General features: G+C 55.0%; 24 protein-coding genes. 12 read left to right on the top strand and 12 right to left on the bottom strand.

The annotated features are described in order from the left end of the window. A complete protein-coding gene (argH, locus tag B7994_RS07970) occupies positions 1 to 1,425 on the top strand; it encodes an argininosuccinate lyase (protein WP_088637943.1) in 1,425 nt (474 codons plus the stop codon). Between the two features lie 40 nt (positions 1,426 to 1,465). Here argH and B7994_RS07965 read toward each other — a convergent pair whose 3' ends face one another. The 3 genes from B7994_RS07965 to B7994_RS07950 form a co-directional block, all read right to left on the bottom strand. Then, positions 1,466 to 2,323, bottom strand: coding sequence for a TraB/GumN family protein (locus B7994_RS07965; protein ID WP_158213113.1), 858 nt, complete (start codon positions 2,321 to 2,323; stop codon positions 1,466 to 1,468). Positions 2,324 to 2,386: 63 nt separating this feature from the next. Then, the gene (locus B7994_RS07960) at positions 2,387 to 3,595 is read right to left on the bottom strand and encodes a hypothetical protein (RefSeq protein WP_158213112.1); all 1,209 of its coding nucleotides are present in this window, start codon (positions 3,593 to 3,595) and stop codon (positions 2,387 to 2,389) included. A 3-nt stretch (positions 3,596 to 3,598) separates the two neighbouring features. Further along, positions 3,599 to 4,129 carry a peptidylprolyl isomerase gene (locus B7994_RS07950; protein WP_233143122.1) on the bottom strand — a complete coding sequence of 177 codons (531 nt, stop codon included), beginning with the start codon at positions 4,127 to 4,129 and terminating at the stop codon, positions 3,599 to 3,601. A gap of 149 nt (positions 4,130 to 4,278) precedes the next feature. Between B7994_RS07950 and lepA the strand changes: the two genes are divergently transcribed. Both lepA and B7994_RS07940 read left to right on the top strand, forming a co-directional pair. Continuing rightward, entirely contained in the window at positions 4,279 to 6,099 is a 1,821-nt protein-coding gene (gene lepA / locus B7994_RS07945) for a translation elongation factor 4 (protein ID WP_088637938.1), read from the top strand. Positions 6,100 to 6,122: 23 nt separating this feature from the next. Next, positions 6,123 to 7,100 (top strand): S26 family signal peptidase, encoded by a 978-nt coding sequence (locus B7994_RS07940; protein WP_088637937.1) that lies wholly within the window; start codon positions 6,123 to 6,125, stop codon positions 7,098 to 7,100. A gap of 69 nt (positions 7,101 to 7,169) precedes the next feature. Here the strand turns inward: B7994_RS07940 and B7994_RS07935 are convergent, their stop codons facing one another. Continuing rightward, positions 7,170 to 7,367 (bottom strand): hypothetical protein, encoded by a 198-nt coding sequence (locus tag B7994_RS07935; RefSeq protein ID WP_088637936.1) that lies wholly within the window; start codon positions 7,365 to 7,367, stop codon positions 7,170 to 7,172. Positions 7,368 to 7,483: 116 nt separating this feature from the next. Here B7994_RS07935 and B7994_RS07930 point away from each other — a divergent pair, with 116 nt between their 5' ends. Continuing rightward, the gene (locus B7994_RS07930) at positions 7,484 to 8,281 is read left to right on the top strand and encodes a TatD family hydrolase (RefSeq protein ID WP_088637935.1); all 798 of its coding nucleotides are present in this window, start codon (positions 7,484 to 7,486) and stop codon (positions 8,279 to 8,281) included. Positions 8,282 to 8,335: 54 nt separating this feature from the next. Here B7994_RS07930 and mfd read toward each other — a convergent pair whose 3' ends face one another. Then, positions 8,336 to 11,725 (bottom strand): transcription-repair coupling factor, encoded by a 3,390-nt coding sequence (gene mfd, locus B7994_RS07925; RefSeq protein ID WP_233143120.1) that lies wholly within the window; start codon positions 11,723 to 11,725, stop codon positions 8,336 to 8,338. Further along, a complete protein-coding gene (locus B7994_RS07920) occupies positions 11,725 to 12,327 on the bottom strand; it encodes a viroplasmin family protein (RefSeq protein ID WP_088637933.1) in 603 nt (200 codons plus the stop codon). Before B7994_RS07920 ends, mfd begins: the two co-directional genes overlap by 1 nt. A 42-nt stretch (positions 12,328 to 12,369) precedes the next feature. Between B7994_RS07920 and B7994_RS07915 the strand changes: the two genes are divergently transcribed. Genes B7994_RS07915 through B7994_RS07895 form a run of 5 tightly spaced genes read left to right on the top strand, consistent with a single transcriptional unit; the run spans position 12,370 to position 16,780 of the window. Then, positions 12,370 to 12,921 (top strand): hypothetical protein, encoded by a 552-nt coding sequence (locus B7994_RS07915; RefSeq protein WP_144063803.1) that lies wholly within the window; start codon positions 12,370 to 12,372, stop codon positions 12,919 to 12,921. Continuing rightward, positions 12,918 to 13,787, top strand: a complete 870-nt coding sequence (locus B7994_RS07910) for a PHP domain-containing protein (protein ID WP_088637931.1) — start codon at positions 12,918 to 12,920, stop codon at positions 13,785 to 13,787. The genes B7994_RS07915 and B7994_RS07910 overlap by 4 nt, the downstream gene beginning before the upstream one ends. Position 13,788: 1 nt before the next feature. After that, positions 13,789 to 15,801, top strand: coding sequence for a hypothetical protein (locus B7994_RS07905; protein ID WP_088637930.1), 2,013 nt, complete (start codon positions 13,789 to 13,791; stop codon positions 15,799 to 15,801). A gap of 23 nt (positions 15,802 to 15,824) precedes the next feature. After that, a complete protein-coding gene (locus tag B7994_RS07900; RefSeq protein ID WP_088637929.1) occupies positions 15,825 to 16,070 on the top strand; it encodes a hypothetical protein in 246 nt (81 codons plus the stop codon). An 8-nt stretch (positions 16,071 to 16,078) separates the two neighbouring features. Beyond that, a complete protein-coding gene (locus B7994_RS07895) occupies positions 16,079 to 16,780 on the top strand; it encodes a MauE/DoxX family redox-associated membrane protein (protein ID WP_088637928.1) in 702 nt (233 codons plus the stop codon). A 93-nt stretch (positions 16,781 to 16,873) separates the two neighbouring features. Here B7994_RS07895 and prfB read toward each other — a convergent pair. The 4 genes from prfB to B7994_RS07875 form a co-directional block, all read right to left on the bottom strand. Continuing rightward, a protein-coding gene (prfB, locus tag B7994_RS07890; protein WP_144063802.1) for a peptide chain release factor 2 occupies positions 16,874 to 17,981 on the bottom strand; the annotation gives its coding sequence in 2 pieces (ribosomal slippage) (positions 16,874 to 17,908 and positions 17,910 to 17,981; 1,107 coding nt in all). Then, a complete protein-coding gene (locus tag B7994_RS07885) occupies positions 17,981 to 18,985 on the bottom strand; it encodes a peptidylprolyl isomerase (protein ID WP_088637926.1) in 1,005 nt (334 codons plus the stop codon). Before B7994_RS07885 ends, prfB begins: the two co-directional genes overlap by 1 nt. Before the next feature lie 123 nt (positions 18,986 to 19,108). Further along, positions 19,109 to 19,603 carry a hypothetical protein gene (locus tag B7994_RS07880; protein ID WP_088637925.1) on the bottom strand — a complete coding sequence of 165 codons (495 nt, stop codon included), beginning with the start codon at positions 19,601 to 19,603 and terminating at the stop codon, positions 19,109 to 19,111. Between the two features lie 12 nt (positions 19,604 to 19,615). Then, positions 19,616 to 20,170: a hypothetical protein gene (locus tag B7994_RS07875; protein WP_088637924.1), complete on the bottom strand. Its 555-nt coding sequence runs from the start codon at positions 20,168 to 20,170 to the stop codon at positions 19,616 to 19,618. Positions 20,171 to 20,268: 98 nt separating this feature from the next. Here B7994_RS07875 and B7994_RS07870 point away from each other — a divergent pair, with 98 nt between their 5' ends. From B7994_RS07870 to B7994_RS07860, 3 genes are read left to right on the top strand one after another with little or no spacing between them, the layout of a single operon-like run. After that, complete coding sequence (locus tag B7994_RS07870; protein WP_144063801.1) at positions 20,269 to 20,775, top strand: hypothetical protein; 507 nt, start codon at positions 20,269 to 20,271, stop codon at positions 20,773 to 20,775. 3 nt (positions 20,776 to 20,778) lie between these two features. Next, positions 20,779 to 21,762, top strand: coding sequence for a glycosyltransferase (locus B7994_RS07865; RefSeq protein WP_088637922.1), 984 nt, complete (start codon positions 20,779 to 20,781; stop codon positions 21,760 to 21,762). After that, positions 21,759 to 22,502: a glycosyltransferase family 32 protein gene (locus tag B7994_RS07860; RefSeq protein ID WP_088637921.1), complete on the top strand. Its 744-nt coding sequence runs from the start codon at positions 21,759 to 21,761 to the stop codon at positions 22,500 to 22,502. Before B7994_RS07865 ends, B7994_RS07860 begins: the two co-directional genes overlap by 4 nt. Positions 22,503 to 22,513: 11 nt before the next feature. On the opposite strand, the gene B7994_RS07855 is transcribed toward B7994_RS07860, so the two are convergent. Together B7994_RS07855 and B7994_RS07850 are read right to left on the bottom strand one after the other, a co-directional pair. Beyond that, positions 22,514 to 23,479 carry a glycosyltransferase gene (locus B7994_RS07855; protein ID WP_233143119.1) on the bottom strand — a complete coding sequence of 322 codons (966 nt, stop codon included), beginning with the start codon at positions 23,477 to 23,479 and terminating at the stop codon, positions 22,514 to 22,516. Next, positions 23,464 to 24,732 (bottom strand): O-antigen translocase, encoded by a 1,269-nt coding sequence (locus tag B7994_RS07850; protein WP_233143117.1) that lies wholly within the window; start codon positions 24,730 to 24,732, stop codon positions 23,464 to 23,466. Before B7994_RS07850 ends, B7994_RS07855 begins: the two co-directional genes overlap by 16 nt. Between the last annotated feature and the right edge of the window lie 5 nt (positions 24,733 to 24,737).

Raw genomic sequence — 24,737 nt, 5'->3', positions numbered from 1 at the left:
ATGGCTAAGACTACTGCAAAGAAAACTGAAAAGAAAGGCACCCAGACCAACATGTGGACCGGCCGTTTTGCTAGCGGCATGGCACAGAGCATGGTGGACCTGAGCTTCAGCCTGCAATTCGACGCCGAACTCATCGAAGAAGACATCGAAGGCAGCATCGGCCACGGCAAGGGCCTAGTAGAATCGGGCGTGCTCAGCAAGGCCGACTACAAGAAAATTTGCGATGGCTTGGCCAGCATCCTCAAGGACTACAAGGCGGGCAAGAACCTGTGGCAGGAATCTGACGAAGACATTCACATGGCCGTGGAACGCGTGCTCACAGAACGCATCGGCGCCCTCGGCAAAAAAATCCACACGGGCCGCAGCCGTAACGACCAGGTCTGCACTGACTTCAAGCTGTACATGCGTCACCGCGCCGCCGAAATCCGCGCTCTCGAAGTGAGCCTGATGGAGACGGTCCTCGACCTCGCGAAAAAGTACTTCGGCAAGATGATGCCGGGCTACACGCACCTGCAGCAGGCTCAGCCCATCTACTTTAGCCATTACCTGATGAGCATGTTCTTTGCCGTGAGCCGCGACGTGAAGCGCCTCGACAACTTCCTGGAACTGCACAGCGAACTCCCGCTCGGTAGCGGCGCCATGGCCGGTTCCGCATTCCCCTATCACCGTGCCCTCGTCGCAAAGGAACTCGGATTTAACGGGGTCTCCCCCAACAGCATCGATGCAGTGAGCCACCGCGACATGATGCTCGAATTCGAAGCCGACCTCGCGATTATCGCGAACACCATGAGCCGCTACGCCGAAGACTTTGTGAACTGGAGCACCAGTGAATTCGGCTACCTCACCCTGCACGACGCCTTCTCCAGCGGTTCCTCGATGATGCCGCAGAAGAAGAACCCGGATTCCATGGAACTTATCCGCGGAAAGTCCGGCCGCATGCTCGGTAACTTCAGCGCCCTCTACACGCTGGTGAAGGGAGCCCCGCTCAGCTACAGCCGCGATTTGCAAGAAGACAAGGAACCGGTTTTCGACTCCGTCCATAACGTGAAGGTGATCCTCCGCGTAATGAAGGAAGCCTTGGAAAGCGCACGTTTCAATTTCGACAAGATGCACGCGAAGATGCTGCCGGCGCTGCTGGCTACTGACCTCGCAGACTTGCTGGTCGAATCCGGCGTGCCGTTCCGCGATGCCCACCACGTGGTCGGTAGCCTGGTCGGCGAAGCCGCCCGCCAAGGCCTCGAATTCACTGACCTCAGCGACGAGGCCTGGGCAAGCGCCGGCGTCCCGAACGTAAAGCAGATGAAGAAGACGCTCACGTTTGAATACAGCGTTTCCCGCCGTAACATCGAAGGCGGTACGGGTCCCAAATCCGTGAAGCAGCAGTTCGTGAAGGCCGCCGCAATCCTGAAGGCTTTCAAGAAGTAATCGATGATTCCGGGTCAAGCCCGGAATGACAATCTCAGTTTTACTGTTGTTCGACGGTAAAGCCCTTGGCGCGGAGAAGGTCGATGACGTTCTCGTCCTTCCCCACCAGATGTGCAGCCCCTACAACGATAAAGACCTTGCGGTCGGAGGCTAACAAGCCTTCGACCTTTTTTGCCATTTTCCTGTTGCGCGAAGTATAAATACGCTCGTTGAGTTCCTCCGACAGGAGTGAATCCATAGCATCTTCCGGCTGCGATTCTAGTTCCATCGCACCGCGGAACATCGCGACATCACCGGTTTTCCAAGCGCGCACCATCATCGTGATACTAGAATCGAGTAGCGGCATGTCGCGCAGCGTGCTCTTCACATAGTAAATGCTGAGCGAATCCAGAGTTCCTTCTCCGGTAAGGGCGTTGACCTGATCCTCGACAGTTTCAAGCGAAAGAATAGGCATTCCCCTTTCACTTGCCGCACGCAGAAAATAGACATCTATTCCGTATATCGGATTGAGCCCCTTGCGTCCAATGGCAACGGAACTCAAAGTCATAGCCGCAGCCCAGGGCTTGTAGCGGTTGAACGTCCCGAGCGGAATGTACCACGCCATGCAGAGGCTATCGAGTGAATTTTGCACATCCGCAGGCAAAATCCTGTCAAGGCTTTCGCCTTCCGGAAGCAACCCGCGCTGTGCAGAAAGTTCAATGATTTTCTGGATTACAGAGGTATCGCCCATATCGAGTTCGACACCCAATTCGTCCGAATGTTCAAATGCAACCGTTATTGCGGAATCAAGCGGATAGAACGAGGAATCCGCAAAATGCACACTCCCAAGCAGGTAGACGCTCGAATTGGAATCAGACACCTTCCACAGGATATGCTTGCGGGCGTTTTCGTTTTTCAACGCAGAACATCCTGCCAATATCGGCAGGATGCATGCAATAATCGCGAATTTGCGAACCATAGGCTAGTTGTCGTCGAGTTCTGCGAAATCTTCTTCCGCTTCCTTCAGGTCGGCGGCGTCCGGTCCTTCGAAATCCTCGTCATCCGCCTCGTCGAGCGAGTCACCGCCCATGGCACCGAGAGTATATTCCACCTTGCGGGCTTCCTTCGACTGGCCAAGTTTGAGGATTGCAGCACATTCCTCACAATAACCGAGATGCTTGTCGACCCAGAATTCCGGGGAAACGAGATTGCGGTTGCAGCGGGTGCACATCTGCGTTGCGGCTTCGCGCGTGAACGCAGCATTCTGTTCCTCGAGTTCCTTCAGGATGCGTTCCGTCAGTTCTTCCTGCGTTTCTTCGGCAAGCGAAAGCTTATGGCGGATAGCCATCGTGGGCTTGCGTTCGAGTTTCGCGTCAGAAGAGGACACCTTCTTCTGGTTGGTGCGGTCGGCATCTTCCGGAACTTCCGTGAACATGATGGTTTTTGAAAGTTTCTTGCCGCCTTCAAGAAGAACCGCATAGGCGATAACCTTCTTGTTGCTAGCAGGGGCCGGAGCCGGTTCGGGCTTCACATCCTCTTCAACAACTTCGACCTCGGGCTTCGAGCTGGCCTTGACCGGCTTCTTCGCGTTGTCGGCCTTCGGCTGCTCCGGTTCCGGCTTCACGGCAGGCTTCTTGCCGCCCTTCTGCTTCGGAGTTTCAGCCTTTACTTCGGGCTTCGCAACAGGCTTCTTCGTTTCAGCCTTGGCCTTCTGTTCCGGCTTGGCACTAGCCTTCACCTTGGACTTCGGAAGTTCCTTTACAGCATTCTTCGCGTTCCTGGCCTTGTTGTCCACCGGCTTAGCGACAACCTTCTGGGCGGTCTTCTTTTTTTCGACCTTCGCCTTCGGTGCCTTACCCTTCGACGGCTGCTTTACGGCCTTCGTAGATACCTTGGATGCCTTCGCCTTTTCGGGCTTCTTCGCAACGACCTTTGCGGAAGCCTTCACCGCAGGCTTTGCGGCCGGCTTCTTGGCCGGGGCCTTCGGAGCGGGCTTGCCCGCAGGCTTCTTGGCAGCCTTTGCCGCAGGCTTCGCAGCCGGCTTCTTGACAGCCTTGGCTGCAGGCTTGGCAGCGGCCTTGGCTGCAGGCTTCTTGGCCGGAGCAGACTTTGCGGCCGGCTTTTTCGCAGCCGACTTAGATGCGGACTTTGCAGCGGGTTTCTTTGCGCTGGAGGCTTTCTTGGAACTCATAGCTTACTTCTTTTCCACGATGGTTATGTTTAAAATGGGATCGTAAGGTTCGATGCGGCATACGACATCAAGGCCGCTAGTCACCTTGCCAAAAACAGTGTGCTTGCCATCCAGATGAGGCTGGGGCATCTGCGTAATGAAGAACTGCGATCCGCCGGTATTGGGGCCGCGGTTCGCCATGGAAATCACGCCAGTTTCGTGCTTCAGGTCGTTCTGTTCATCGTCGATGGTGTAGCCCGGACCGCCCGAGCCGTCCCCTTCGGGGTCACCGCCCTGAATCATGAACCCGTTGATGACGCGATGGAACATGAGCCCGTTGTAGAAGCCCTTGTTCGCAAGATCGACGAAATTCGCGACGGTATTCGGGGCCGCCTTGAAATCGAGCTCAACGACGATGACGCCCTCATGAGTCGTAATGGTTGCCTCGATGGACTTGATGTCCTTGTAATCCTTGTTGAAGACCTTCCCTCCCTCGGCGAAACTCAGGCAGAGCATGCCAGCGAGAGTCAGTATGAACGCAATTTTCTTTAGCACTTTAGCACTTCCAGTATAGTTATCGTGAAAGTTTCCTAGGATGTCAAGAGAATATAGTTATTTTTTCGGGCTTTGTCCCCTCACGATTAAAAAAATGGCGCAGGATTTCTATATTTGCACTCGTAAAAAAACAAACGAACAACGATTCTATGCCGCAAAACGACAATATTCGAAATTTCAGCATTATCGCCCACATTGACCACGGCAAGTCTACCCTCGCCGACCGCATGATCGAACTGACCAGGACCGTCGCGAAAAACGAGATGACGAACCAGTTGCTTGACGACATGGACTTGGAACGCGAGAGGGGCATCACCATCAAGGCGCATGCCATCCGCATGGTCTACGAGAAAGACGGCAAGGAATACATCCTGAACATGATCGACACGCCGGGGCACGTGGACTTCACGTACGAAGTGAGCCGCTCCCTGGCCGCCTGTGAAGGAGCCATCCTCGTAGTGGACGCAAGCCAGGGCATCGAGGCGCAGACGCTGTCGAACCTCTACCTCGCCATCGAAAACGACCTCACGATTATCCCGGTTTTGAACAAGGTGGATTTGCCGGGCGCACAGCCCGACCATATCGCCGAACTCGTGGGCGACCTGCTGGGCTACGACCCCGAAAAGATTCCTCGCATTTCGGCCAAGACGGGCCTGAATGTGGAACAGGTGCTCGACAAGATTGTCGACGAAATCCCCGCCCCCACGGGTGATAGCGGAAAGCCCCTGAAAGCACTCATTTTCGACTCGGTGTACGATAGTTACCGCGGCGTCATCAACTATATCCGCATTGTAGAAGGTACGCTCAAGGCCGGCATGAAAATCCGCATGATGAAGACCGGCGGCGAGTACATGGTGACCGAGGTCGGCACGTTCAGCATGCGTCGCGACCCGCGCGAAGAACTATCTGAAGGCATGGTGGGCTACGTGCTCGCGAACGTGAAGACGATTAGCGACGTGAAAATCGGCGACACGCTCACCGACGCTTCAAACCCCGCCACCGAGCCGCTCCCGGGCTACAAGGACATATTGCCGATGATCTATTCCGGCATCTACCCCATCAACCCGGAAGACTACAAGGACCTGCGCGAAGCCCTCGAGAAACTCCGCCTGAACGATTCCGCCATCAGCTGGGAACCGGAAACCTCCGAAGCGCTCGGATTCGGCTTCCGTACCGGATTCCTCGGGCTGTTGCACATGGAAATCGTGCAGGAACGCCTCGACCGCGAATTCAACGTCGACATCATCACGACGGTGCCGAACGTGGAATACCACGTGTACATGAGCGACGGCACCATGGTGAAAATCGAAAGCCCCTCCAAGCTCCCCGACGCGAGCCGCTACGACCACATCGAGGAGCCCTACGTGAAGGCGCAGATCTTTACGCCCAAGGAATTCGTGGGCGCCCTCATGACACTCTGTGACGAGAAGCGTGGCGAGTTCGAGACGATGGAATACATCGACGAGGCGAAAGTCATCCTCAAGTACGACCTGCCGCTCGCCGAAATCATGTTCGACTTCTACGACCGCCTCAAGTCCGTGAGCCGCGGTTACGCGGGCCTCGACTACGCCCCGAGCGAATACCGCAGGAACAACCTCGTGAAGCTCGACATCCTGTTGAACGGCGACCCGGTGGACGCATTCTCCGTGATTATCCACCGCGACAAGGCGCACACCTACGCGAACGCCATCTGCGTGAAGCTCAAGGACCTCATTCCGCGCCAGCAGTTCGACGTGGCCATCCAGGGTGCCATCGGCGGCAAGATTATCAGCCGTTCTACCGTGAAGGCGGTGCGCAAGGACGTGCTCGCCAAGTGCTACGGCGGCGACATCACCCGCAAGCGCAAGCTCCTCGAAAAGCAGAAGGAAGGCAAGAAGCGCATGAAGAGCATCGGCTCGGTGGAAGTGCCGCAGAAGGCGTTCCTCGCCGTGCTTTCGCTCAGCGACGATTCCACCAGCAGCGGGGACTAGTCTCCAAAGCAGGCAACATTCTTATGGCGAACCTGAAGAGAAAAGTACGGACCCTGCAGTGGAAAAATTCCAAGGCGTGTATTATCGTACTCTTTCTTGGCATCCTTGCCTGTTTCGCCCTTGCATGCGCAGTCCGCTTTTATGCGCTCGAGCCTGTACAGATTCATGATTCGTCCATGTACCCGCGACACAAGGACCGTGATTACCTGTGGATGTGCAAACTTCCGCAATGTCTCGAGAATATTCACTACAACGAGACTGTCTGGGCAACACTGCGCAACGGAGAAAGTGTCGTACGCAAGGTAATCGGCCTGCCCGGAGACCGACTCGATTTTTCAGACAGGGGACGCGTAAAGACTCCGCACGGCAAATTCCGCTGGAAAGACGAGAGCGCCTTTATACAGAGCCGCCAGCTCCACATTCCCCGCAAGGGCGACACGCTCCAGCTTGCCCGCATGAACGACATCGAACAGGACTTCTTCGTAAACCTGATGCACGAAGCAGGCAAGAAGTTCTACGTAAAGACGACCCTCTGGCAGGGCGAACGCGAAATCGGGGTCGAAGCCCTCGGTGCGACAAAGCTCGGCAACAGGCAGGTTAGCCTCCAGGAAATCGATCTCCTTCCCTGGCAAGACCGTTTCTTGCTCGAGGAACAGGTGTTCCACTCCGAGCCGGGAGACTCCCCCATACAGATCCGAAGGGAGTTCTTCAACGTGGAGGACTCCTCGCAGATAACCGAATTTATCGTCCCCGAAGACTGCTATTTCCTTGCCTGCGAGAAGGGTGCTTTCTGCCTGGACAGCCGAGAAGTGGGTTACTTTACACAGAGCCACCTCCGCGGGCGCTACGTAAAAGAACCGCGCATCGCCATCAACTACGTAAAGCAATTTGCGGCAAAACTGCTGACGACGCCTAATAAAATTTCCGTTAAAAAGGAGTCTCCCGACACACCGGAAGCCCTTCAAAAGCAAGACCGGCCCGAAACCAATACCGCAAATTAAATGGCCGAGAGACAACGAAAAAAGCCCCTGAAGGGGCTTTTTTTGCGAGTTTAAACTTGCAAGATACCGCTAGACACCCTTGCGTTCGAGGTCAAGGAGAAGTGACTGTAGGGAGTCTTCCACGGAATCACGGAAGTTGGCAGAACCAAGGCTGCACGAAGCAACCACGTCGCCATTCTTGGAAATACGAATGACCGCATAGCCATTCTCGTTAGAAAAAGTGACACAAAGGCCTTTCTTCAGGGCTTTTTCCAGCAAGTCGCGCATATAGACTCCTTTATTTTAAACGTTTGCAGGGCGAAAAACCTGCGCCCCCTTAAACTAGGCTTTTTATTCCGAAAAAACAAGCAAAATTTGTAAAAAAAAGATATTTTACGGGTAAAATGGAATATTTCGACAACCATATCCACATTACAAGGCTCCCCCGCTCCCTAGAAATGGCCAGGGAGCTCCACGAACGGGGCTACAAGTACATGGCCGTGGCGTGCGAACCGTGGGAATGGAAAGCCGTGAAGGAACTATGGGAAAAGGCCTCTGCCGAAGGGTGGCAAAATGGTTGCGGATTCTCGTTCGGGGTGCACCCGATGGTCGCAGCAGATGTTGCATGCAAACTCCGGGACAGTTCTTCTGATGAATGCTGGCCGGAAATGCGCCGCCTGCTAAAAGAGTTCCCAGACGCCCAGGTCGGCGAGGCGGGCCTCGACAAGCGATACGCAGGCTACGAACCAGGCGGCATCCAAGAAGAAGTCTTCCGCATGCAGGCGAAAATGGCTCTCGAACTCGGGCGCGATTTGCAAATCCACTGCGTGGGCGACTATGGGCGCGTGGTCAAGATTTTGCGGGAAGTCGGGTTTTCATGCGTTGCAGGAGAAAAATGCGCCGCAGGCATTAAACGGTCACGCCCCGTATTCCACAGGTTCGGCGGGGACGCGGGCATCGTGAAGGCGGGCCGGGCGCTGGGCGCAATATTCTCCATTCACGCAGATTCATTCCGCAAGAAGGCGACGCGGGAAGCCCTTGCGCTTATCCCGGCAGAAAGCTTGCGGTTCGAGACCGATGCAGACGAAACGTTTGTCGCTTCACATGGGTTAAAGGACTCCGACTCGCCCAAGGATGTCGCAAAGGCGCTCGAAAGTGCGCTCAGAGACGTTTTCACAAGATTCTCGCCTACGCGAGAATGACGAGATGCTGCTTTTTCAAGATTCTCGCCTACGCGAGAATGACGAAATGCTGCCCTAGCTCAGGATATTCGTGTCCTGAAAGAGCGGGTTCGAAGGTTCGGCCTTCGGCGGCGTAAGCGTGATGTCCTCGAAACCGCGGAAGAGTTCCGCAATCTTTTCGGCCATCTTCTCGGCGGGGGCTGCACCCAGTTCAAAAACAGCCTGCAGAGGCGACGTGCCCACATAACGCATGGGGCAAGAGCTCTTGCCCGCAATTTCGCCGAGCACGCGCGTCTCGATGGGCGGGAATTCCACAAACGTCGCCACAAGGATTCCCTTGCGCTGCTGGATCCCCTGCATGCGGAGGCGCCCTGCGTGAAGCGCGATTTCCGTGACCAGCAGGAGCATGTTTGCAGCCACCGGCAGCTCACCGAAGCGGTCTGCCAGTTCCTGACGAATATTCTCGACTTCCTCGGAACTGGAAATGCGGGCAATACGCTGGTACATCCCGATGCGCGTGAGGCCATCCTGGATGTAGTCTTCGGGCAGGTAGGCATCCACGCCGATTTCCACTCGAGGCTGAATCGGCTTTTCCCTCGAGCCGCCGCGCAAGGCGTCCACCGCCTCGCGCACGAGACGCACATACGTCTCGAAGCCGACCTCGGCGATAAAGCCGTGCTGTTCTTCGCCGAGCAGGTTGCCTGCCCCGCGAATCTCGAGGTCGCGCATCGCCAACTGGTAACCGCTGCCGAGGTCGCTGAACTGCTCGAGAGCCTTGAGCCTGCGCATGGATTCCTGCGATATGCCGCTATTCGCCGGTATCACGAGGAAGGCCTTCGCCAGCACGCTGCTGCGGCCCACGCGCCCGCGCATCTGGTAAAGCTGGCTTATGCCAAAGTGATGCGCGTTCATGATGATAATCGTATTCGCATTCGGAACATCCAGGCCGGATTCAATAATGCTCGTGCTTATCAGGATATCGAATTCCTTCGAGAGGAAACTTTCCATCACGCGTTCCAGGTCGCGGTCATTCATCTGCCCGTGGGCAACCGCGACGCGGGCTTCCGGCACCCACGATTCCACATCTTCAGCCAGCATGTTGATGTTCTGCACGCGGTCGTTCACCACGAACACCTGGCCGCCGCGCGCAAGTTCGTCGCGGATGGCAGCCGCCAACACCACGTCGTCGCGCTTCAGGAGTTTTGTCTCTACCGGCAGGCGGTTCATCGGGGGCGTATTGATAAGCGAAATATCGCGCACGCCCGTCATGCTCAGGTGCAGCGAACGCGGAATCGGTGTAGCGCTCATACTGAGCGTATCAACCGTCATGCGGAGCTCGCGCAACTTTTCCTTCTGCTTCACGCCAAACTTCTGCTCTTCGTCAATCACGAGCAGGCCCAAGTCCTTGAACTGGTTCTTCTCGCTCAGGAGTGCATGCGTACCGACGACAATGTCAACCTTCCCTTCGGAAACCCGCTTGAAAATCTCACGTTTTTCCTTCGCCGTCTTGTAGCGGTTTACAAGCGCGATATTCACCGGGAAGGCAGCAAAGCGGTCGCAGAAGTTCTCGTAATGCTGCGCCGCAAGGATTGTCGTCGGCACGAGTATCGCCACCTGCTTTTTCGCGGTAATGCACTTGAAGGCGGCGCGCATGGCAACTTCCGTCTTGCCAAAGCCAACATCGCCGCAGACAAGGCGGTCCATCGGCTTCCTGCTTTCCATGTCCCGCTTGATTTCGGCGGTAGCCTTCACCTGGTCGGGTGTCGGGTCGTACTCGAAGGCATCCTCGAATTCCTTCTGCATCTTGCCATCGGGCGGGAACGCAAAGCCGTCTACCAATTCACGCTTCGCATAGAGTTCCACGAGGTCGCGCGCAATCTGCACCACCTTCTGCTTGACGCGCTTCTTGAGGTTTTCCCACGTCTTGCTGCCAAGGCGGTCGAGTTTCGGCGCTTCGCCTTCGCGCGGTTCGAGCCTCTCAATTTTCTGCAAGTCCGATACCGGGAACTTGAGGCGGTCACCGCCGTCGTATTCCAGCAAGGCGCAGTCCACAAGGCCGCCGTTCACCTCCACGCGCACAAGCCCGAGGTAACGGCCCACACCGTGGTCCTCGTGCGCCACCAGGTCGCCGCGGTTGAGCGATTCCACCATCAAGGCGGTCGTCACCGAGCCTGCAATCTGGCGCTTGCGCGATTTTGTCGCATGGCGGTTAAAAATACGCGTTTCCGTAAGGAAGGCGACCTTGTCGTCATCGAGCCAAAAACCTTCAGTAAGGTTTCCGACAAAGTAATCCTCAACAGGCAGTCCGGTAAAGACGTGTTTTAAGCGGGCCAATGCGCCCGGGGTCGGCGCGACCACATAGACCTGCCCACCGCCGGCATAAAAGTCCTCGATTTTCTTGGCGACTTCTTCTGTACCCGCGCTGGCAAAATCCTGCGGGCGAGACTGCACGCTGTACCAGTTGGAAGCATCGGCCTCCACATGCGTGATATCCATCGAGGCATGCCCCGGGAATGTCGCTGAAATCTCGCCGAATTTCCACCAGATATCGCCCGACGGGATGACGTCCACCGCCGTGGCACGCAATTCCTCAAAAGCACTATCGTAAGCCTGGTTCAGGCGGGAAGCCGTCTCGGCAAGCGAAGAGAGTTCCTCGAACACGAGGCTTGTATCCGGCAAGTAATCGAGCAGGGAGGAATCCAGTTTCTCGTAACGGCTACGGTTCCACCACATGCCTGCAAGTTCGCCGTTGTATTTCGCGAGTTCCGTATCCGGGAGAGTCCATTCCCCCATCGGGTAAAGCGTCACGCGTTCCATCGCCTCGACGGAGCGCTGCGTGAAGATATCGAAACTGCGGATGGATTCAATCTCGTCGCCAAAGAATTCGATACGTATCGGGTGCGGATACAGGAAACAGTTCACGTCCACGATGCACCCGCGTATGGAGAACTCGCCCACCGAACTCACGACCGGCTGTTCCGTAAATCCGTGGTCCAGGAACCACGGGCGCAGTGTCGAGGGTTCCACGACGTCACCCACCTTCAGCGCGCGCAGTTTCTGCGCAAGTCCGCCCGGCTTCGGCAACTTCATAAGCAGGGCATCGAGCGGGCACACCGCCACAATCGGCTTCTGCAAGTTTCCTGCATCGCGGAAAAACCTCAGACGCTCTTCAACCACGCCCTCAAAGGGGACTTTCTGCTCGTAGGGCTTGAGCCCTATCGACGGGAAAAAGCGAACAAACTCCTCGCCCACGAGGCTCTGGAGGTTCTCCATCCAGACCTCGGCACTCTTGTAATCCTTCGCGACAACAAGAACCGGGCCCGGTTTCTCGAAAAATCGCTGAGCCACCATCATGGAGGCTAGCGGCACAGAAGCGCCATTCACATGAATGGCTTCGCGCCCCGCATCCGCAAAGTGCGAAAGCGAAGGAATCCGGCAATCCTGTATGAATTCCTGAAGATCCATCAGGCGTTTGTCCCTTCTGTACCCTTCTTGGCCTTCTCTACGGCCTCTTTTGCAAGTTTATCTACAATCTCGTTCCACTTGACGCCGGTATGTGCGGCGACCTTCTCGAACTTCACCCTGAAAAGGAGCGGCTTTACCGCCGCCACGTACTGCCGCGCAATATTGCTCTTGGCCTGCCATTCGCCCCTTGCCCAGCGTGCAATGCCCTCGTAGTCATGGCAAATAGTCGCATACTTGTCGTTATGGTCGAGCCAGCGCATTGCCTGGTAACTTGCCATGCATTCGCCGTCAATGTTCCTGCTCTCTGCAGCGAATGCGGTAAAGCCCGAACCGCGGGCGATTTCCTTGCCGTCTTCGATGACGACAAATGCCCAGCCCGCCTTGTCGCAACCGGGCATAAAGGAACCGTCCACATACACGCGGACACCCTTGGGTTCCTCGGCAACTTCTCCGCTCAACCAGGCTTCGGCTTCGGCCCTGCTCGAAAAAGATTTATACTTGACGCCCTTCTCCCCACGGACCAACGTTTCGCAAACTTCCCAGGAATCTACGATTTGCCCCCCCTCGGGGCGCTTGATTGCATAAAATTTCTGCTTAGGCATATGCCCAAATTTATATATTTCACTCCAAACATTGGAGTGATTTTGAAGCCGTCGCCGTATTTTGCAGACCAGTTCCGTTTTTTCTTCAAACGATTCTCAAGTAAGGACTCGCTGTTCAAGTGGTTCTTGAAAATGGCGGGGGAAGATTCGGCGGCATTCAGTTTTCCGGAAGCACTCAGGAACAATCCGAAAACGCTCGTCATCTTGCCGCGCGACATGGAAAGTTCCGCAGGGTTCCTGCACAAGATGCCCAGTTCCTGGTTCACGAACGTTCTTTGCGTCGCCCACGAATCGCTCCACGCACTCATTTCTGCCAAACGTGCACATGCCGTCTATTTCAGCGATGCGGAATGCCGTTATGGCGAACGCGTCTTTGAAGAAATCGAACAGAAGGTTATCGAGTTCGCCCCCACGGTGTGCATCTATCTCGGCCAGCCCTTCCTGCCCAGGCTCTACCTTGCCAAAAAAAGCGGCGCGGGCCTGCGCATCGGGTTCAATTCCGAAAATCTCTATCCGTACCTGAACTTAAGCCTCCATCCCGAGCACCTTAGCGAAGCGGAACTCGTGGCTCAGTATTACGGAGTCAGCAAGTGAACCGCGGAGGGCCGATCATTACCGAGAGCGGAGGATACGCGGATTTGCACCTGCACACCCGCCTTTCTGACGGCACGCTCTCCGTAGACGAACTCCTTGCTCTTTGCAAACGCAAGGGGCTGCGCTGCATTTCCATCACGGACCACGACAACCTGGATTCCTACAAGCTGGCCGAAGACAAGGCCAAGGAAATCGGGCTCGAGCTCATCCCGGGCATCGAGATTTCGGCCGTATGGCAGGGGAAGGACATTCATATCCTCGGCTACTTCTGCGACCCGACGAACCTCGCCCTGAACATGGAACTTGAGGACTTCGCGAAGCAGCGCATTGCTCGCGTAAAGGCTATCATCAAGAAACTCAATGCGCTCGGCATAGACATATCCTACGAAAAGGTCCACTCCTATTGCAAGGGCAAGGTCATCGGGCGCCCGCACATTGCCATGTCGCTTGTCGACGAGGAATACATCGGGAACTTTGCCGAAGCATTTACCAAGTACCTCGGCGACGGCTGTGTCGCCTTCGTCGAAAAGAAGGGCTTAAACCCGCAGCAGACCATCCGCCTCATCGAAAATGCGGGCGGAATCGCCGTCCTCGCCCACCCTTACAAGTCGGGCCTTTCCGACGAATTCATCGAGAACATGGTGGAATGGGGAATCAAGGGCATGGAAGTCTACAGCCCCGCTCAAAAAGGAGCCGTAGGCCGCAAGTACAAGGAAATGGCCTTAAAATACGGGCTAGTCGGCACAGGCGGTTCGGATTTTCACACCGAAAGCGGCGCCTACCCGCCAGGCTGCATGAAGATGCCCTACACCGTCGTCCAGGCTCTCAAGGAATGCCGCGAGAAATCGCGTGCCGAATGGTTCTAGAATGGTAAAGAGCATAAGCCACGCCATTACCGCCCTCATTGTTGCCGCAGGCCTAGCATCAACGGCCTTCGCGCAAGTCATGCCCGCACAGCAGTACACGCAGCCGGCACGGCAGGATTCCGTCATGATCGTCCCTGACCGCCTCGACCCGCAGGTTCGCGAAAACGATGCCGGACGATTCGGGCTCGTGCACCCCGAAGTCATGCAGAGGCTCTACGACGTCTCGGGCCAGAAATCGGAATGGACACTCGGAACATCTATCCTCGGGAATCCGGAACTCACCCCGTCGACAATGGGGCTCGCCAGCGCAAGCCGACGTTACCCTGCCATGCTTTCGGGCATCTACACCACGCGCCTCGGGTTCGACCCGTCGCAGCTTTCGCTCAACGGCGAAAACGGAATCCTCTTCGAGGAACGCCACGGCATTCCCGTCGATACTCCCGTCACGGACGTCGCCTGGGAACGCGGCGCCTTCGGTGGCAACGCGCTTCATTTGGATTTCCGGAGGCTCGTCACCGACTCCGTCATGCTCGACTTCGGCGTGCAGAGCCGTTCGAACAAGGATTCCAAGGAATACGACTACCAGAACGTGACAAGTTCACCGTACTTTGCTCTCGGGCGCGACTCCTCGAGCATCCCGTTCACCGGCAGGAACATCGCCGTGAACTCCATGCACATCCAGCCCATCCTCACGTGGCGTTTCGGGTACGGCAAGGCTTTTTTCAAGATGAACTTCCTCTCGCTGGAAAACGCCGACAACACCAGCTACAAGGTATTACTCGACACGCTGGACCTCGCCAAGCGCACCTTCCAGAAACCGCCCTACACCATTGACGAAAAAATCGTCACCTACGGCGGCGGAATCGAACTTTACCCCATCAGGAAACTCACGGTTGCTACAAGTTTCCATTACGGCACGCACGAAATCGAAGAGGACTCGCTTGTAAAAATCGGGTACGGGACCAAGACCTGGAAAGATACGCTCGGCATACAGCGCACAGACAGCCTCTACTACGACACCTCTCACGCCTATACCTACAACACGGTACTCGGAGACGCCTCGGTCCGTTATGCGACACTCCTCAACCCCGCAGTCCATTTCCAGTACGAATTCGTAAACACGGACGACGAACGCACCGACCTCTCGAAGACCTACTACCAGGACCGCGAAATCGGTTACGGTGAAATCTCGGACACGCTCAAGTTTGCGTTCTTCCGCATACAGGCCGGTATGCAGCGCAACAGTTCGCTCATGGACCGCGTGGATTTTGCACCGGCCTATTCTGCCGATGCAACGTTCAATCTCCCCTTCCATCTAAAACTCAACGCGATGCTCCGCCACGACAACAAGTTCCCCGACGTAAAGGAACTCAAGCTCATTGAAACGGGGCGCCTCTCCTTCCCGAACGAAGACCTCGATTTCGAAAGGCGCAACAGGCAGGCGCTGAACATTGGCTGGTATTCGCGAGAAGTTTTCTACGGGCTCAGTCTCCGGCACGAGAGCGCCGAAAACCTGATAAAGCAGCGCTGGGTGCTGGGCGAAGGCATGGAATCGGTGAACGAAGCCTTCCGCTGGACAAACCTGGACGAAGCATCTACCTGGGACTGGCTCTTTAAAATCGGGTTTAGGCTCGGGAACTGGAAGTTCTACCTGGAACGCGGGCAGGTGCTTAGCCGCGAAGAAAAGATTATCGACACGCCGGAACTCTACTACAAGGGCGGCATCCACTGGCAAAACCGCTTTGTGCAGGATAGGCTTGGAGTAAGCGTCCGCGTGGACTGGCAGTGGTTCGGGCCCCGCTACGACTGCACCATCAACGCAGAAGGCCAGCCCGAGCTTGAATACATGAAGAAGTATCTCGCCCTTGATTTCGAGGCCCGCATGCAGATTCTTTCCTTCGAACTTTACAGCCGCATCGAGAACTTCAACCACAGCATCTACATGCCGGCTTCGGGATACACACCCGAAGGCCTCCGCTTCGCCTACGGCATCGTATGGACCTTCGGGAACTAATTTTTTGTATATTATCAAATATTATGAAATTTTTTGAATTCCTTGCCTCAGTCTTCTTGCTCTGCGTTTCGGCAGTGAGCATTCCGTTCGCACTCGCCTTCAGTGGCGCAAAGTCCTACGCGAAAAAGCTCAACTGGTTCGTGCTTATCGGCATAGCCCTCTTTTGCATCATTCTCGCCATCGTAAACAACATCCGCGTCGGCGAAGGCAAATCCGTAGAATGGATTGGCTCCCAAGACGTGATGGAAAAACCGGCGGACATCCTGTAGGGGGCACTATGAGCGAAGTTTCTACAAAGAATACAAAGCGCACCGTCTTCTCGGCAGCCCTCCTCGTTGTCGCAAGCCTGTTTGTCGCCTTCGGCGTTGCCGAAATCAGTTTCCCCGAGAGTTTCCTCACATTTACCGACCACGACTGGCTTCTGGACATCTGGCCCAAGGCATACCGTTACAATATCCATGTGGGTGTCGCGGCCTGCATCATCTGCGGGCTCCTCATTATCCCCGCCTACAAGCTCCAGAAGGATTTCGCCGTCCGCGCACTTGAAATGCTCTGCCGCATCGGCATCGGCGGGATGTTCATCTTCGCCTCCATATTCAAGATTCAGGATCCGCACCAGTTTGCAACACTTGTGGCTCAGTACCAGTTCTTCTCGGCACTGCACGTAGATTTCGTGAACAACTTCTTTGCGCTAGTTTATCCGCAATTTGAACTCTGGTTCGGGCTTGCGATGATTTTCACGCCTTTCGTGAAGGAATCCGCATTCGCCATCTTCTGGATGTTCGTGAGCTTCATCATCGCGCTTGCATGGGCACTCTGGAACGACCTCGGCATCACCTGCGGGTGTTTCGAACTCGAAGGCGCACAGGACAAGGCCGAAGCCTGGACAAGCCTTATCCGCGACCTCATCCTCATCTGGCCCACGCTCTGGCTCGCCTTCCGCAAGAACCGCAGCCTCATCGGCATCTGGCGCAAGTAACGCAACAGTTCGCGACAACCATTTAAAAAGCCTCGGCATCGCCGAGGCATTTCTTTTACACAGATGTCCGCCTCCGCGGACAGACAAATCACTTTACTTCTGCTCTTCGCTGGTGCTCAGCAAGTAGGCGTTGATGAACGGCTTGATTTTTCCGTCCAGCACGCCCGCCGTATCCGAAGTTTCGACGCCGGTACGCAGGTCCTTCACCAGCTGGTAAGGCTGCAGCACGTAGCTGCGGATCTGGCTACCCCACTCAACCTTCTTCTTCTCGGCCATGCGAGCATCGCGCTTGGCTTCTTCTTCCAGGCGGTAGTGCTCGGCGACCATCGTCTTGAGCATCTTGTAACAGGTTTCGCGGTTCTGTATCTGGCTACGTTCCGTCTGGCAGCTCGCCATGATACCCGTAGGCAAATGCGTCATGCGCACCGCGGAATCCGTCTTGTTGATGTACTGGCCGCCAGCACCGCTACTGCGGTAGGTGTCCACACGCACATCGGCCATGTCGAGGTCAAATTCGATATCGTCGTGTTCAGGGTACAGGTACACGGCGGTAAAGCTCGTGTGGCGGCGGGCATTCGCGTCGAACGGGCTGATGCGCACCAGACGGTGCACGCCAATCTCCGAACGGAGCAGGCCGTACGCATTCTCGCAGGTCACTTCGATGGTAGCACTCTTGAGGCCGGCGTCTTCCGCTTCCTGGAAATCCACCACCTTGAAATCCATGTTCTCGCGTTCAAAGAAGTGCGTATACATGCGGAAGAGCATCAGGGCCCAGTCCTGCGACTCGGTACCGCCTGCACCCGGATGGATGGACATGAGGCATGCGCAGGCATCGTCAGGCCCATTGAGCATCTTCTTGAATTCCATTTCCTCGATACGCGCCTTGAGGGCGGCAATATCAGATTCGATGGTAGCGGTCAAATCGGCGGATTCCTCGGCCTTGCTCATCTCGTAGAGTTCGGCGAGGTCGTCACAGTTCTGCGAAACCTCTTTCCACGTATCAAGAATACCGCGCAGGTTGCCGATTTTTTTCATCATCGACTGCGCTTTTTCTTGATCGTTCCACAGGTTCGGGTCGGCGGAATCCTTTTCAAGAACGTAAAGTTCTTCGGTCTTCGCCTCTAAGTCAAAGATACCCCCAGAGCTTGTCGATACGGCTGCGCAGTTCGATAAGCCCGGTGTGAGTAGTCTGGAAGGCCATTACTTGCCCCCGATAGCCTGCGGAGGAGTGTACTTCTTGTCGAGGTACTGGACCTTGTAGACCTTGGCAAGTTCGTCGAGGTAAGCCTTGAGCTTCATCTGGCGTTCCTGTTCGGCCTGGAGTCGCAGGTAGTATTCAATCTGCACCTTGTAGCTTTCGTACTTGCCATCGTTGCGTTCGGCAAGCATAAAGATGTACACGCCGTCCTTGTCGGTGATGACGTCGGTAATTTCGCCAACCTTGATCTTGTTCACTGCCTTCACAAAGGCATCACCCTTGCTCTTGGCGGTAAACTTCGGCATCATGCCGCCCGTCTTCTTGGCATCCTTGTCTTCGCTGTAAATAGCGGCGAGCTGGGCAAACGTAGCCTTCTTGGTGCGCACCTGGGCGGCAAGGCCCTTGAGCATATCCTTCGTGTCGTTGATTTCCTGAGCCTTCTTGCCCTTCGTCGAGACCCAAATACGGGCCCCGCTGATGGAGTCGTTAATGACGGCCTTATCCTTGTTCAATTCCCAGAAGGCCTTCTTCTTCTCTTCGGTCGGGTCCGGCGGGAACGGGACCTTCTTCTTCAGGAGTTCTTCGCTCTTGAGCTGGTCTTCAATCTTTTCGCGGAACTGGGCCATCGTCTGGCCGCTCTGCTTGAGCTGCTTCTGGAACACGTCTTCGCTCGGGAACTGCTTCTTGAAGAGCGTAGCGAGGCTATCCACACGTGCGGCAGGCACCTTGATGCCCTGCTTCTTGCATTCGAGTTTCACGAGTTCCTGGCCCACGAGGTTGTCAATCACCGCATAGCGGACCTGGGTCATGGTTTCGTCGTTCACCTTCTTGCCCTGGAACTGCTGGAGGGCAAGCGCCTGGGTCAAGCTGTCGATACGGCCGGCAGAAAAGCCCGTCTTTTCGACACGGATTACGTCCATGTTCTTGCTATTGAGAAGCTGTGCGGAGGCAATACCCGCAGCCATGGCCACGGCAAGTAAACTACGAGAAACAAGTTTAATAGACATTATCTATCCTTTTTAAAAATTCCGGCTATAATATAGCAAAATGGTAAAAGCCGCACCACCGGCTAAAACCAAAATAGCCGGCAGCAGATGCCGCCGGCCTTAAATAGGCTCTCGAAAGGAGGATTATTCTTCCTCTTCTTCCAGTTCTTCTTCGCCTTCAGGTTCTTCGACCGGAGCGGAGGCCTCACCCATGAGAGCGCCCACATCAATGGACTTGAGGCCAGAAAGCGTCTTGAGGTCAGTCTTCTTATCGGTATCGACCTTGTCGAAAGTCGAAACGATGAAGTAAGCGCTGGTGGCCTCGAAACGGCGGGTCTTGTTCGCGATGCTGTTTGCACCCTTCGTGGTCGGGAAGTACTTGGCCTCGAGCTTCGCCATGTCCTGCGAAGTCTTTACCGTCTGGTTGGCCTCGACAGCCATCGCCCACAAGAGTTTGTTCACATCGACAGAATTGTTCACGTATTCGAGAATCTTCGTGGCACCCTTGAACGTGCTGCCCGTGGTCTTCTCGTAATGTTCCGTGGCCTGGCTAACATAGTTACCCTTCTGCATAAGGACCGTTGCCGCGACAAGGACAAGGAGGACTGAAAGTACAATAGAGATTGTTTTGATATTCATTGTTCTGTCTCCTTATTCGAAATGGTACGGGGCCGGGGGTTCGACCTTGAAGTTGTCCGCAAACTTATATTCAAGAAGGGCCTTGTAGTCGCTTTCCTTGAGCTTACCCTTCACGAAGGTGAACTTCGCCACGCAGTTCTTACCGCAAGCGACTTCCTTGACCCCGCCTTCGTCCTTCAGCAGGAACTTGTCGGCAAGGCCGACAGCCGCGATATCATTCTGCACCTGGGCCGGAATACTCGCCGCCGTATACATGTAGGAGACCTGCTTGAAGCGGGCTTCGTTGTCTTCAAAAATCTTCTTCACGTTCGCATCGAAAGCAGCTTCGGTTTTCGGGCCAGACGTGAGCGCATAGATGAGCTTCCATGCCATGCCGTACTGGTCCATGGAAATCCACTGTTCCTGGAGAGCACTGTTGACGGCGGTCTTGTAGGCACCTATCTGGTCCTTGACCGATGCCTGGGCCTGGTCATTGTACTTTCCCTTGAGCGTGAACATCGCCACAACCAAGGCAACGATGAGCACGGCATCGACAATGGCTAGAATCTTGAACTTTTTCATATTCATATAAAATCCTTCATAAAGAATGGTTTTGATTAGAATTTAAACAATAATTAGAAAAAAGCAAGCAATTTTTTTTTTGATAATTGGTATATTAGCACCATATGAGCGAAAATAACGTAGAAACTAAACTTCCTTCACAAATTATTTTCGAGAATTTGAAGGAATTCCTGCGGGCGAAGAACGCCGCGCACGAATCCATATTCAAGTTCCACTGGAAAAAGATGTGGCCGTTCAACCGCATCTGGCCCCAAGTGGACTTCGAGCGCATTGTGCGCCTCATGGCCGAAATCCGCAAGAATATCATCTCGCAGCAAAATCTGGTCATTACCGCCAAGGAAAAGGCCAAAGATTTCGAAAAGAACTTTTTGAACGCAGTACCCGCCTACCTTGAAGCGCTCGACAAGAGTTGCCAGGGGCTTAGCGACATCGCGCAGTGGAAGCAGGACATGCTCTACAAGAAGATCCACCACGAAGCGAAACTGGTGCGTGACTCGAAGAGCTACAACGAACTCCTTAAGACCTACGAAAAAGAACAGGCAGACCTAGTCCGTGCGGGCGCTTTTGTCCAGGCCGGCTGGATCGAGGTGGTAAACGCACCGAGGCAATAAGCCATGCCCGAAATAAGCGTCGTCATACCCGTATACAATACGGCGAAATTCCTTGCACAATGCCTGGACAGTATCGTACACCAGACCTTTAGAGATTTCGAAGCCATCATCGTAGACGACGGTTCGACCGACAATAGCATAGAGATAGCCCGCGACTACGCCAGCCGCGACTCGCGATTCCACATATTGCAACAAGAAAACAAGGGACTTTCCGAAGCAAGGAACACCGGCATCAACATCGCCCGCGGGGAATGGTTTACCTTCGTGGACAGTGACGACATGATTGCGCCGGCATTTTTCGAAACGCTCCTGAATGCGGCAAAGGCGGCCCACGCCGACATCGCCTGCGGGGGGAAAGTTTCGTTCGGCGAAACATCCGAAGTCAATATGCCCGAGGGGAAAAACAGCGAAAACCAGAATGCCGCGCCCCCGAAAGCCCGCGTTCTTACTCCCGAAGATGCGCTTGCAAACGCGCTGTTCCAGAACGACAGCCCGGACTACTCCGCCTGGGGGAAACTGTACTCCGCAAAGCTCTGGCAAAAACGCCGCTTCCCGCCGGGAAAATTCTTCGAGGACATGGCGACCATTCCGCAGGTGTTCCTCGATTCCACAAGCGTCACCTTCACGCCAGGCCCGCTGTACCTTTACCGCAAACGCGCCTCGGGAATTCTCGCCACCCCGTACACCCTGAAGAAGGCGGAACTCTTCGATATCGCCGAAAGCATCTGCTCGTTTGTCCGGGGGCGCGGAAAAAAACTCGAATGCGCCGCCCAAAGCAACCTTTTCAGCGTGAGTTGCAGCATCCTCAAGCGCACCCCCGACACCGAAGAATTTGCGGATTATCGTGCAAAATCGTGGGAAAACATCAAGAAGTTCCGTATAAGCGCGATTTTTAGCACACAAAATAGACTTCGCAATAAAATTGCCGCCGTAATCTCCTTTTTGGGCAAAAAAAACTTAGATAGTGTTCTACGGAGGTTCGCATGATCCCTAAGAAGATTCATTTTTGCTGGTTTTCTAATTCACCCTACTCGGAGAAAGTGGCTCGGTGCATGGAATCCTGGAAAAGAATCTTGGGTGATTACGAAATAGTACACTGGGATTATCAAAAGGCAACTGCAACAGGAATTCCCTGGGTTATCGAGGCCCTCGGGCAAAAGAACTGGGCTTTCGCAAGCGATGCCGTACGCCTCTACGCCCTCTATAACGAAGGCGGAATCTATCTTGATGCCGACGTAGAAGTCTTAAGACCCTTTGACGACCTCCTCGACCGCCCCTACATATTCGGTTACGAGAATGGCTCCAAGCGAATCGAAGCCGCCGTAATGGGCTGCGAACCCGGAAACGCAATTATCAAAGAAGCGCTAAGCTACTATCTAGGCAAGCATTTCGAATACAGGGAAGATCGTGTCGACAACATGGTGCTCCCCTATGTGCTAGCACAAGCAGTGGACAAGTTCAGCGGCGTGACCATCATGCCAGAATGGGTGTTCTCCCCCAAGAGTTTTATCGACGGGAGCATCAGTACGGCCGATGAAACCTACTGCATCCACCATTTCCACAGTGATTGGCGCCCCGAAGCCGTACGCAAGGGTATCAACCGCAGGCAATACCTGTTCAGCAAGTTCCCTCGCCCGATCGCACAACTGCTCGCGTTACCGCTTTCCCTATGGACAAACCTCACGACCCTCGGGCTCGGCGGCACCATCAAGAAAATTTTTAGGTAAGGCGCAGGCGTTTACCGCTTGAGCAAAAATCGCGGAATAAACAGTTTGGGAAACCGTTTTAAAAACGGCAGCGAAAAAGACCACAGTTGCGGAAGCTTGCGGAGCGCGTCCTTCTTGTCGCGGTAGGCCAGCATCGAGAACCAGTGCGATTTCCAGATGTTCACCGCTTCCTTGTAGCGCGGATGGTCACTGTATCGCGCAAGCACCTTCAAGAAGGTTCCGTACATGAGCGTGTTGTCGAGCGACATGTTGTTGCCATGCTGGCGGTAGTAACAGCAATTCACCGGCAATACCGGCAAGGAACCGCAAATCTTGAAGAACTTGAGCCACTGCGGGAAATCTTCGAACGGGAATTCGGAATCGTAACCGCCATGCTCGCGGAAAAAGTCCAGGCGGATCATCTCGGAACAGCCATGGACTTCTTTTTTGCCCATGAAGAACTCATCGAAGGTCACGCGCGGTACAGAGCGCGTATAACGCGGGTCAAATTCCTCACCATGCCGGCCTTCCCCGTCCATCAGCACAATCTGGCCAAAGCAAAGCGGGTCTTCTGGGTGCGCCTCCAGGTATTCGCTCTGCTTCTGGAGCCTGCCCGCCGGCATCATGTCGTCGGAAGCGAACGAACAGAAATACTTACCCCGTGCCATCGAGATAAGTTCATTCATTGTCGGGACAAGCCCCTTATTCGGGCGATGGACATAGGTAAAGCGCAGTTCATCGCGCAGGCGTTCAAGAATCTCCGGCGAAGAATCCGTACTGCCGTCATCAATGACAATCAGCTCAAAGGCCACGCCCTTCTGCGCCATCACGGAACGCACCGACGCTTCTACATACTTTTCATGGTTGTAGCTAGCCATCAGCACCGATACCAGCGGAGGCATTTCGCGCTGTTCCGTTTCTGCTCCCTGCACAAAAGCCTTCACGTAGACATTCTCGTCCATCTTCTCGGCAAACATGTTCGTTATGGAGTATTCCATTTTAGCCTCCCGACAGATATGGCGAGCGCAACAAACGTCACAAGATTTTCAAGTGCATAGGCAAGCATGGGCCCATGCATCTCGTACAGGTGGACACCCGCGACTGTCGCACCGGCAAACAGCAGGTTCGCACCGACCTCGATAATGAGGAACAGCTTGGTTTCGCGGCGGGCGATAAGGACCATGCCAAAACACCAACCACCGGAACGCAATAAATCGCCAAGCAACTGGATGGGCATGTAGTCGGCAGCGGCAGCATAGCTTTGCGAAAGCAAAAGGGACACCACAAAACTGCGCGTAAAATAGATGGCAGCGCAACATACAAGCGTCACTCCCATCATGCGCAAGAAGATCGGGTAGAACTCCCTGCGGAAATCGACCTTGCTCATTTCGCGGCTAATGCGCGGCAGAATAAGCACGCCGAGAACCGCCGAAAAAATGGAGGCAAAAAAGTCCGAAATCTTGTAGACGCCCTGCCAGATACCGGCGGCATTCCAGCCAAGTTCTGCGCCCACAAACGAACGTACGAACATAAGGACTAGCGGAGCGATAATCATCGGCACGAGCCCCATCACGGCATACGACATCCACGGCCCGCGAATATCCAGCACCGATTCCCTAAAGGTCTTGATATTAAACCCGGCACGCGCCGCCACGCGGGCCGCAAAAATACCGGCCACAACAGACTGTGTCGCAATGATGCTCAGCACCGAAAGGCGCCCTGAATACAGGAAAACCGCCACCCAAAGCATCTGGAAAAGCGAGGCGACAATCTGGATAAGCGCCCAGCGCTTCACAAGGCCAAGGCCGTTCATTACGGCAGAGCAGATGGCGACCATGTTCGTCGCCAAAATTCCCGGCAAAGCAAACAATATAGCCGCCTGCGCCAAACGCGGATGCACGCCCGGCAACATTTTTTCGAGCGGGGCGGCAAAGCAGAAGATAGCCGCTAAAACGCAGGTAAATACCGTAGCAAATGTCGTAAGGCGGAACCCGCCGCGCCAAACGCCATGCAGTTGCTTGATATCGCCCTTGTTCTGTGCGGTAAGGCTCACCCAGCCATTCTGCATTGCAAGGCTAGAAGTCGCCTGCCCGATGCTCATCCAGTTCATGAACTGGCCCACGCACGCAAACGCAGCCGGAGACAGGAATACGGCGAGCAACTTATTGATGACGAAGGCCCGGAGCGTATTAAAAAGCGTCACCGAACCCGAGCCGAAAAACAGCTTCCAAATTTTCGAGGAACGTTCCACCGTCA

It is taken from the genome of Fibrobacter sp. UWR2 (assembly GCF_002210285.1).
In the GTDB taxonomy this organism is placed as follows: domain Bacteria; phylum Fibrobacterota; class Fibrobacteria; order Fibrobacterales; family Fibrobacteraceae; genus Fibrobacter.
The sequence above is the reverse complement of the archived record's forward strand: the minus strand, read 5'-3'. Positions and strand labels throughout refer to the sequence as shown.

Bases quoted from the DNA above. Each gene is read 5' to 3' on its own strand.
- B7994_RS07920 (WP_088637933.1), bottom strand. From the start codon at position 12,327: ATGCCTAAGCAGAAATTTTATGCAATCAAGCGCCCCGAGGGGGGGCAA.
- lepA (WP_088637938.1), top strand. From the start codon at position 4,279: ATGCCGCAAAACGACAATATTCGAAATTTCAGCATTATCGCCCACATT.
- B7994_RS07895 (WP_088637928.1), top strand. From the start codon at position 16,079: ATGAGCGAAGTTTCTACAAAGAATACAAAGCGCACCGTCTTCTCGGCA.
- B7994_RS07960 (WP_158213112.1), bottom strand. From the start codon at position 3,595: ATGAGTTCCAAGAAAGCCTCCAGCGCAAAGAAACCCGCTGCAAAGTCC.
- B7994_RS07885 (WP_088637926.1), bottom strand. From the start codon at position 18,985: ATGTCTATTAAACTTGTTTCTCGTAGTTTACTTGCCGTGGCCATGGCT.
- B7994_RS07935 (WP_088637936.1), bottom strand. From the start codon at position 7,367: ATGCGCGACTTGCTGGAAAAAGCCCTGAAGAAAGGCCTTTGTGTCACT.
- B7994_RS07875 (WP_088637924.1), bottom strand. From the start codon at position 20,170: ATGAATATGAAAAAGTTCAAGATTCTAGCCATTGTCGATGCCGTGCTC.
- argH (WP_088637943.1), top strand. From the start codon at position 1: ATGGCTAAGACTACTGCAAAGAAAACTGAAAAGAAAGGCACCCAGACC.
- B7994_RS07930 (WP_088637935.1), top strand. From the start codon at position 7,484: ATGGAATATTTCGACAACCATATCCACATTACAAGGCTCCCCCGCTCC.
- B7994_RS07900 (WP_088637929.1), top strand. From the start codon at position 15,825: ATGAAATTTTTTGAATTCCTTGCCTCAGTCTTCTTGCTCTGCGTTTCG.
- B7994_RS07905 (WP_088637930.1), top strand. From the start codon at position 13,789: ATGGTAAAGAGCATAAGCCACGCCATTACCGCCCTCATTGTTGCCGCA.
- mfd (WP_233143120.1), bottom strand. From the start codon at position 11,725: ATGGATCTTCAGGAATTCATACAGGATTGCCGGATTCCTTCGCTTTCG.
- B7994_RS07855 (WP_233143119.1), bottom strand. From the start codon at position 23,479: ATGGAATACTCCATAACGAACATGTTTGCCGAGAAGATGGACGAGAAT.
- B7994_RS07870 (WP_144063801.1), top strand. From the start codon at position 20,269: ATGAGCGAAAATAACGTAGAAACTAAACTTCCTTCACAAATTATTTTC.
- B7994_RS07880 (WP_088637925.1), bottom strand. From the start codon at position 19,603: ATGAATATCAAAACAATCTCTATTGTACTTTCAGTCCTCCTTGTCCTT.
- B7994_RS07865 (WP_088637922.1), top strand. From the start codon at position 20,779: ATGCCCGAAATAAGCGTCGTCATACCCGTATACAATACGGCGAAATTC.
- B7994_RS07940 (WP_088637937.1), top strand. From the start codon at position 6,123: ATGGCGAACCTGAAGAGAAAAGTACGGACCCTGCAGTGGAAAAATTCC.
- B7994_RS07860 (WP_088637921.1), top strand. From the start codon at position 21,759: ATGATCCCTAAGAAGATTCATTTTTGCTGGTTTTCTAATTCACCCTAC.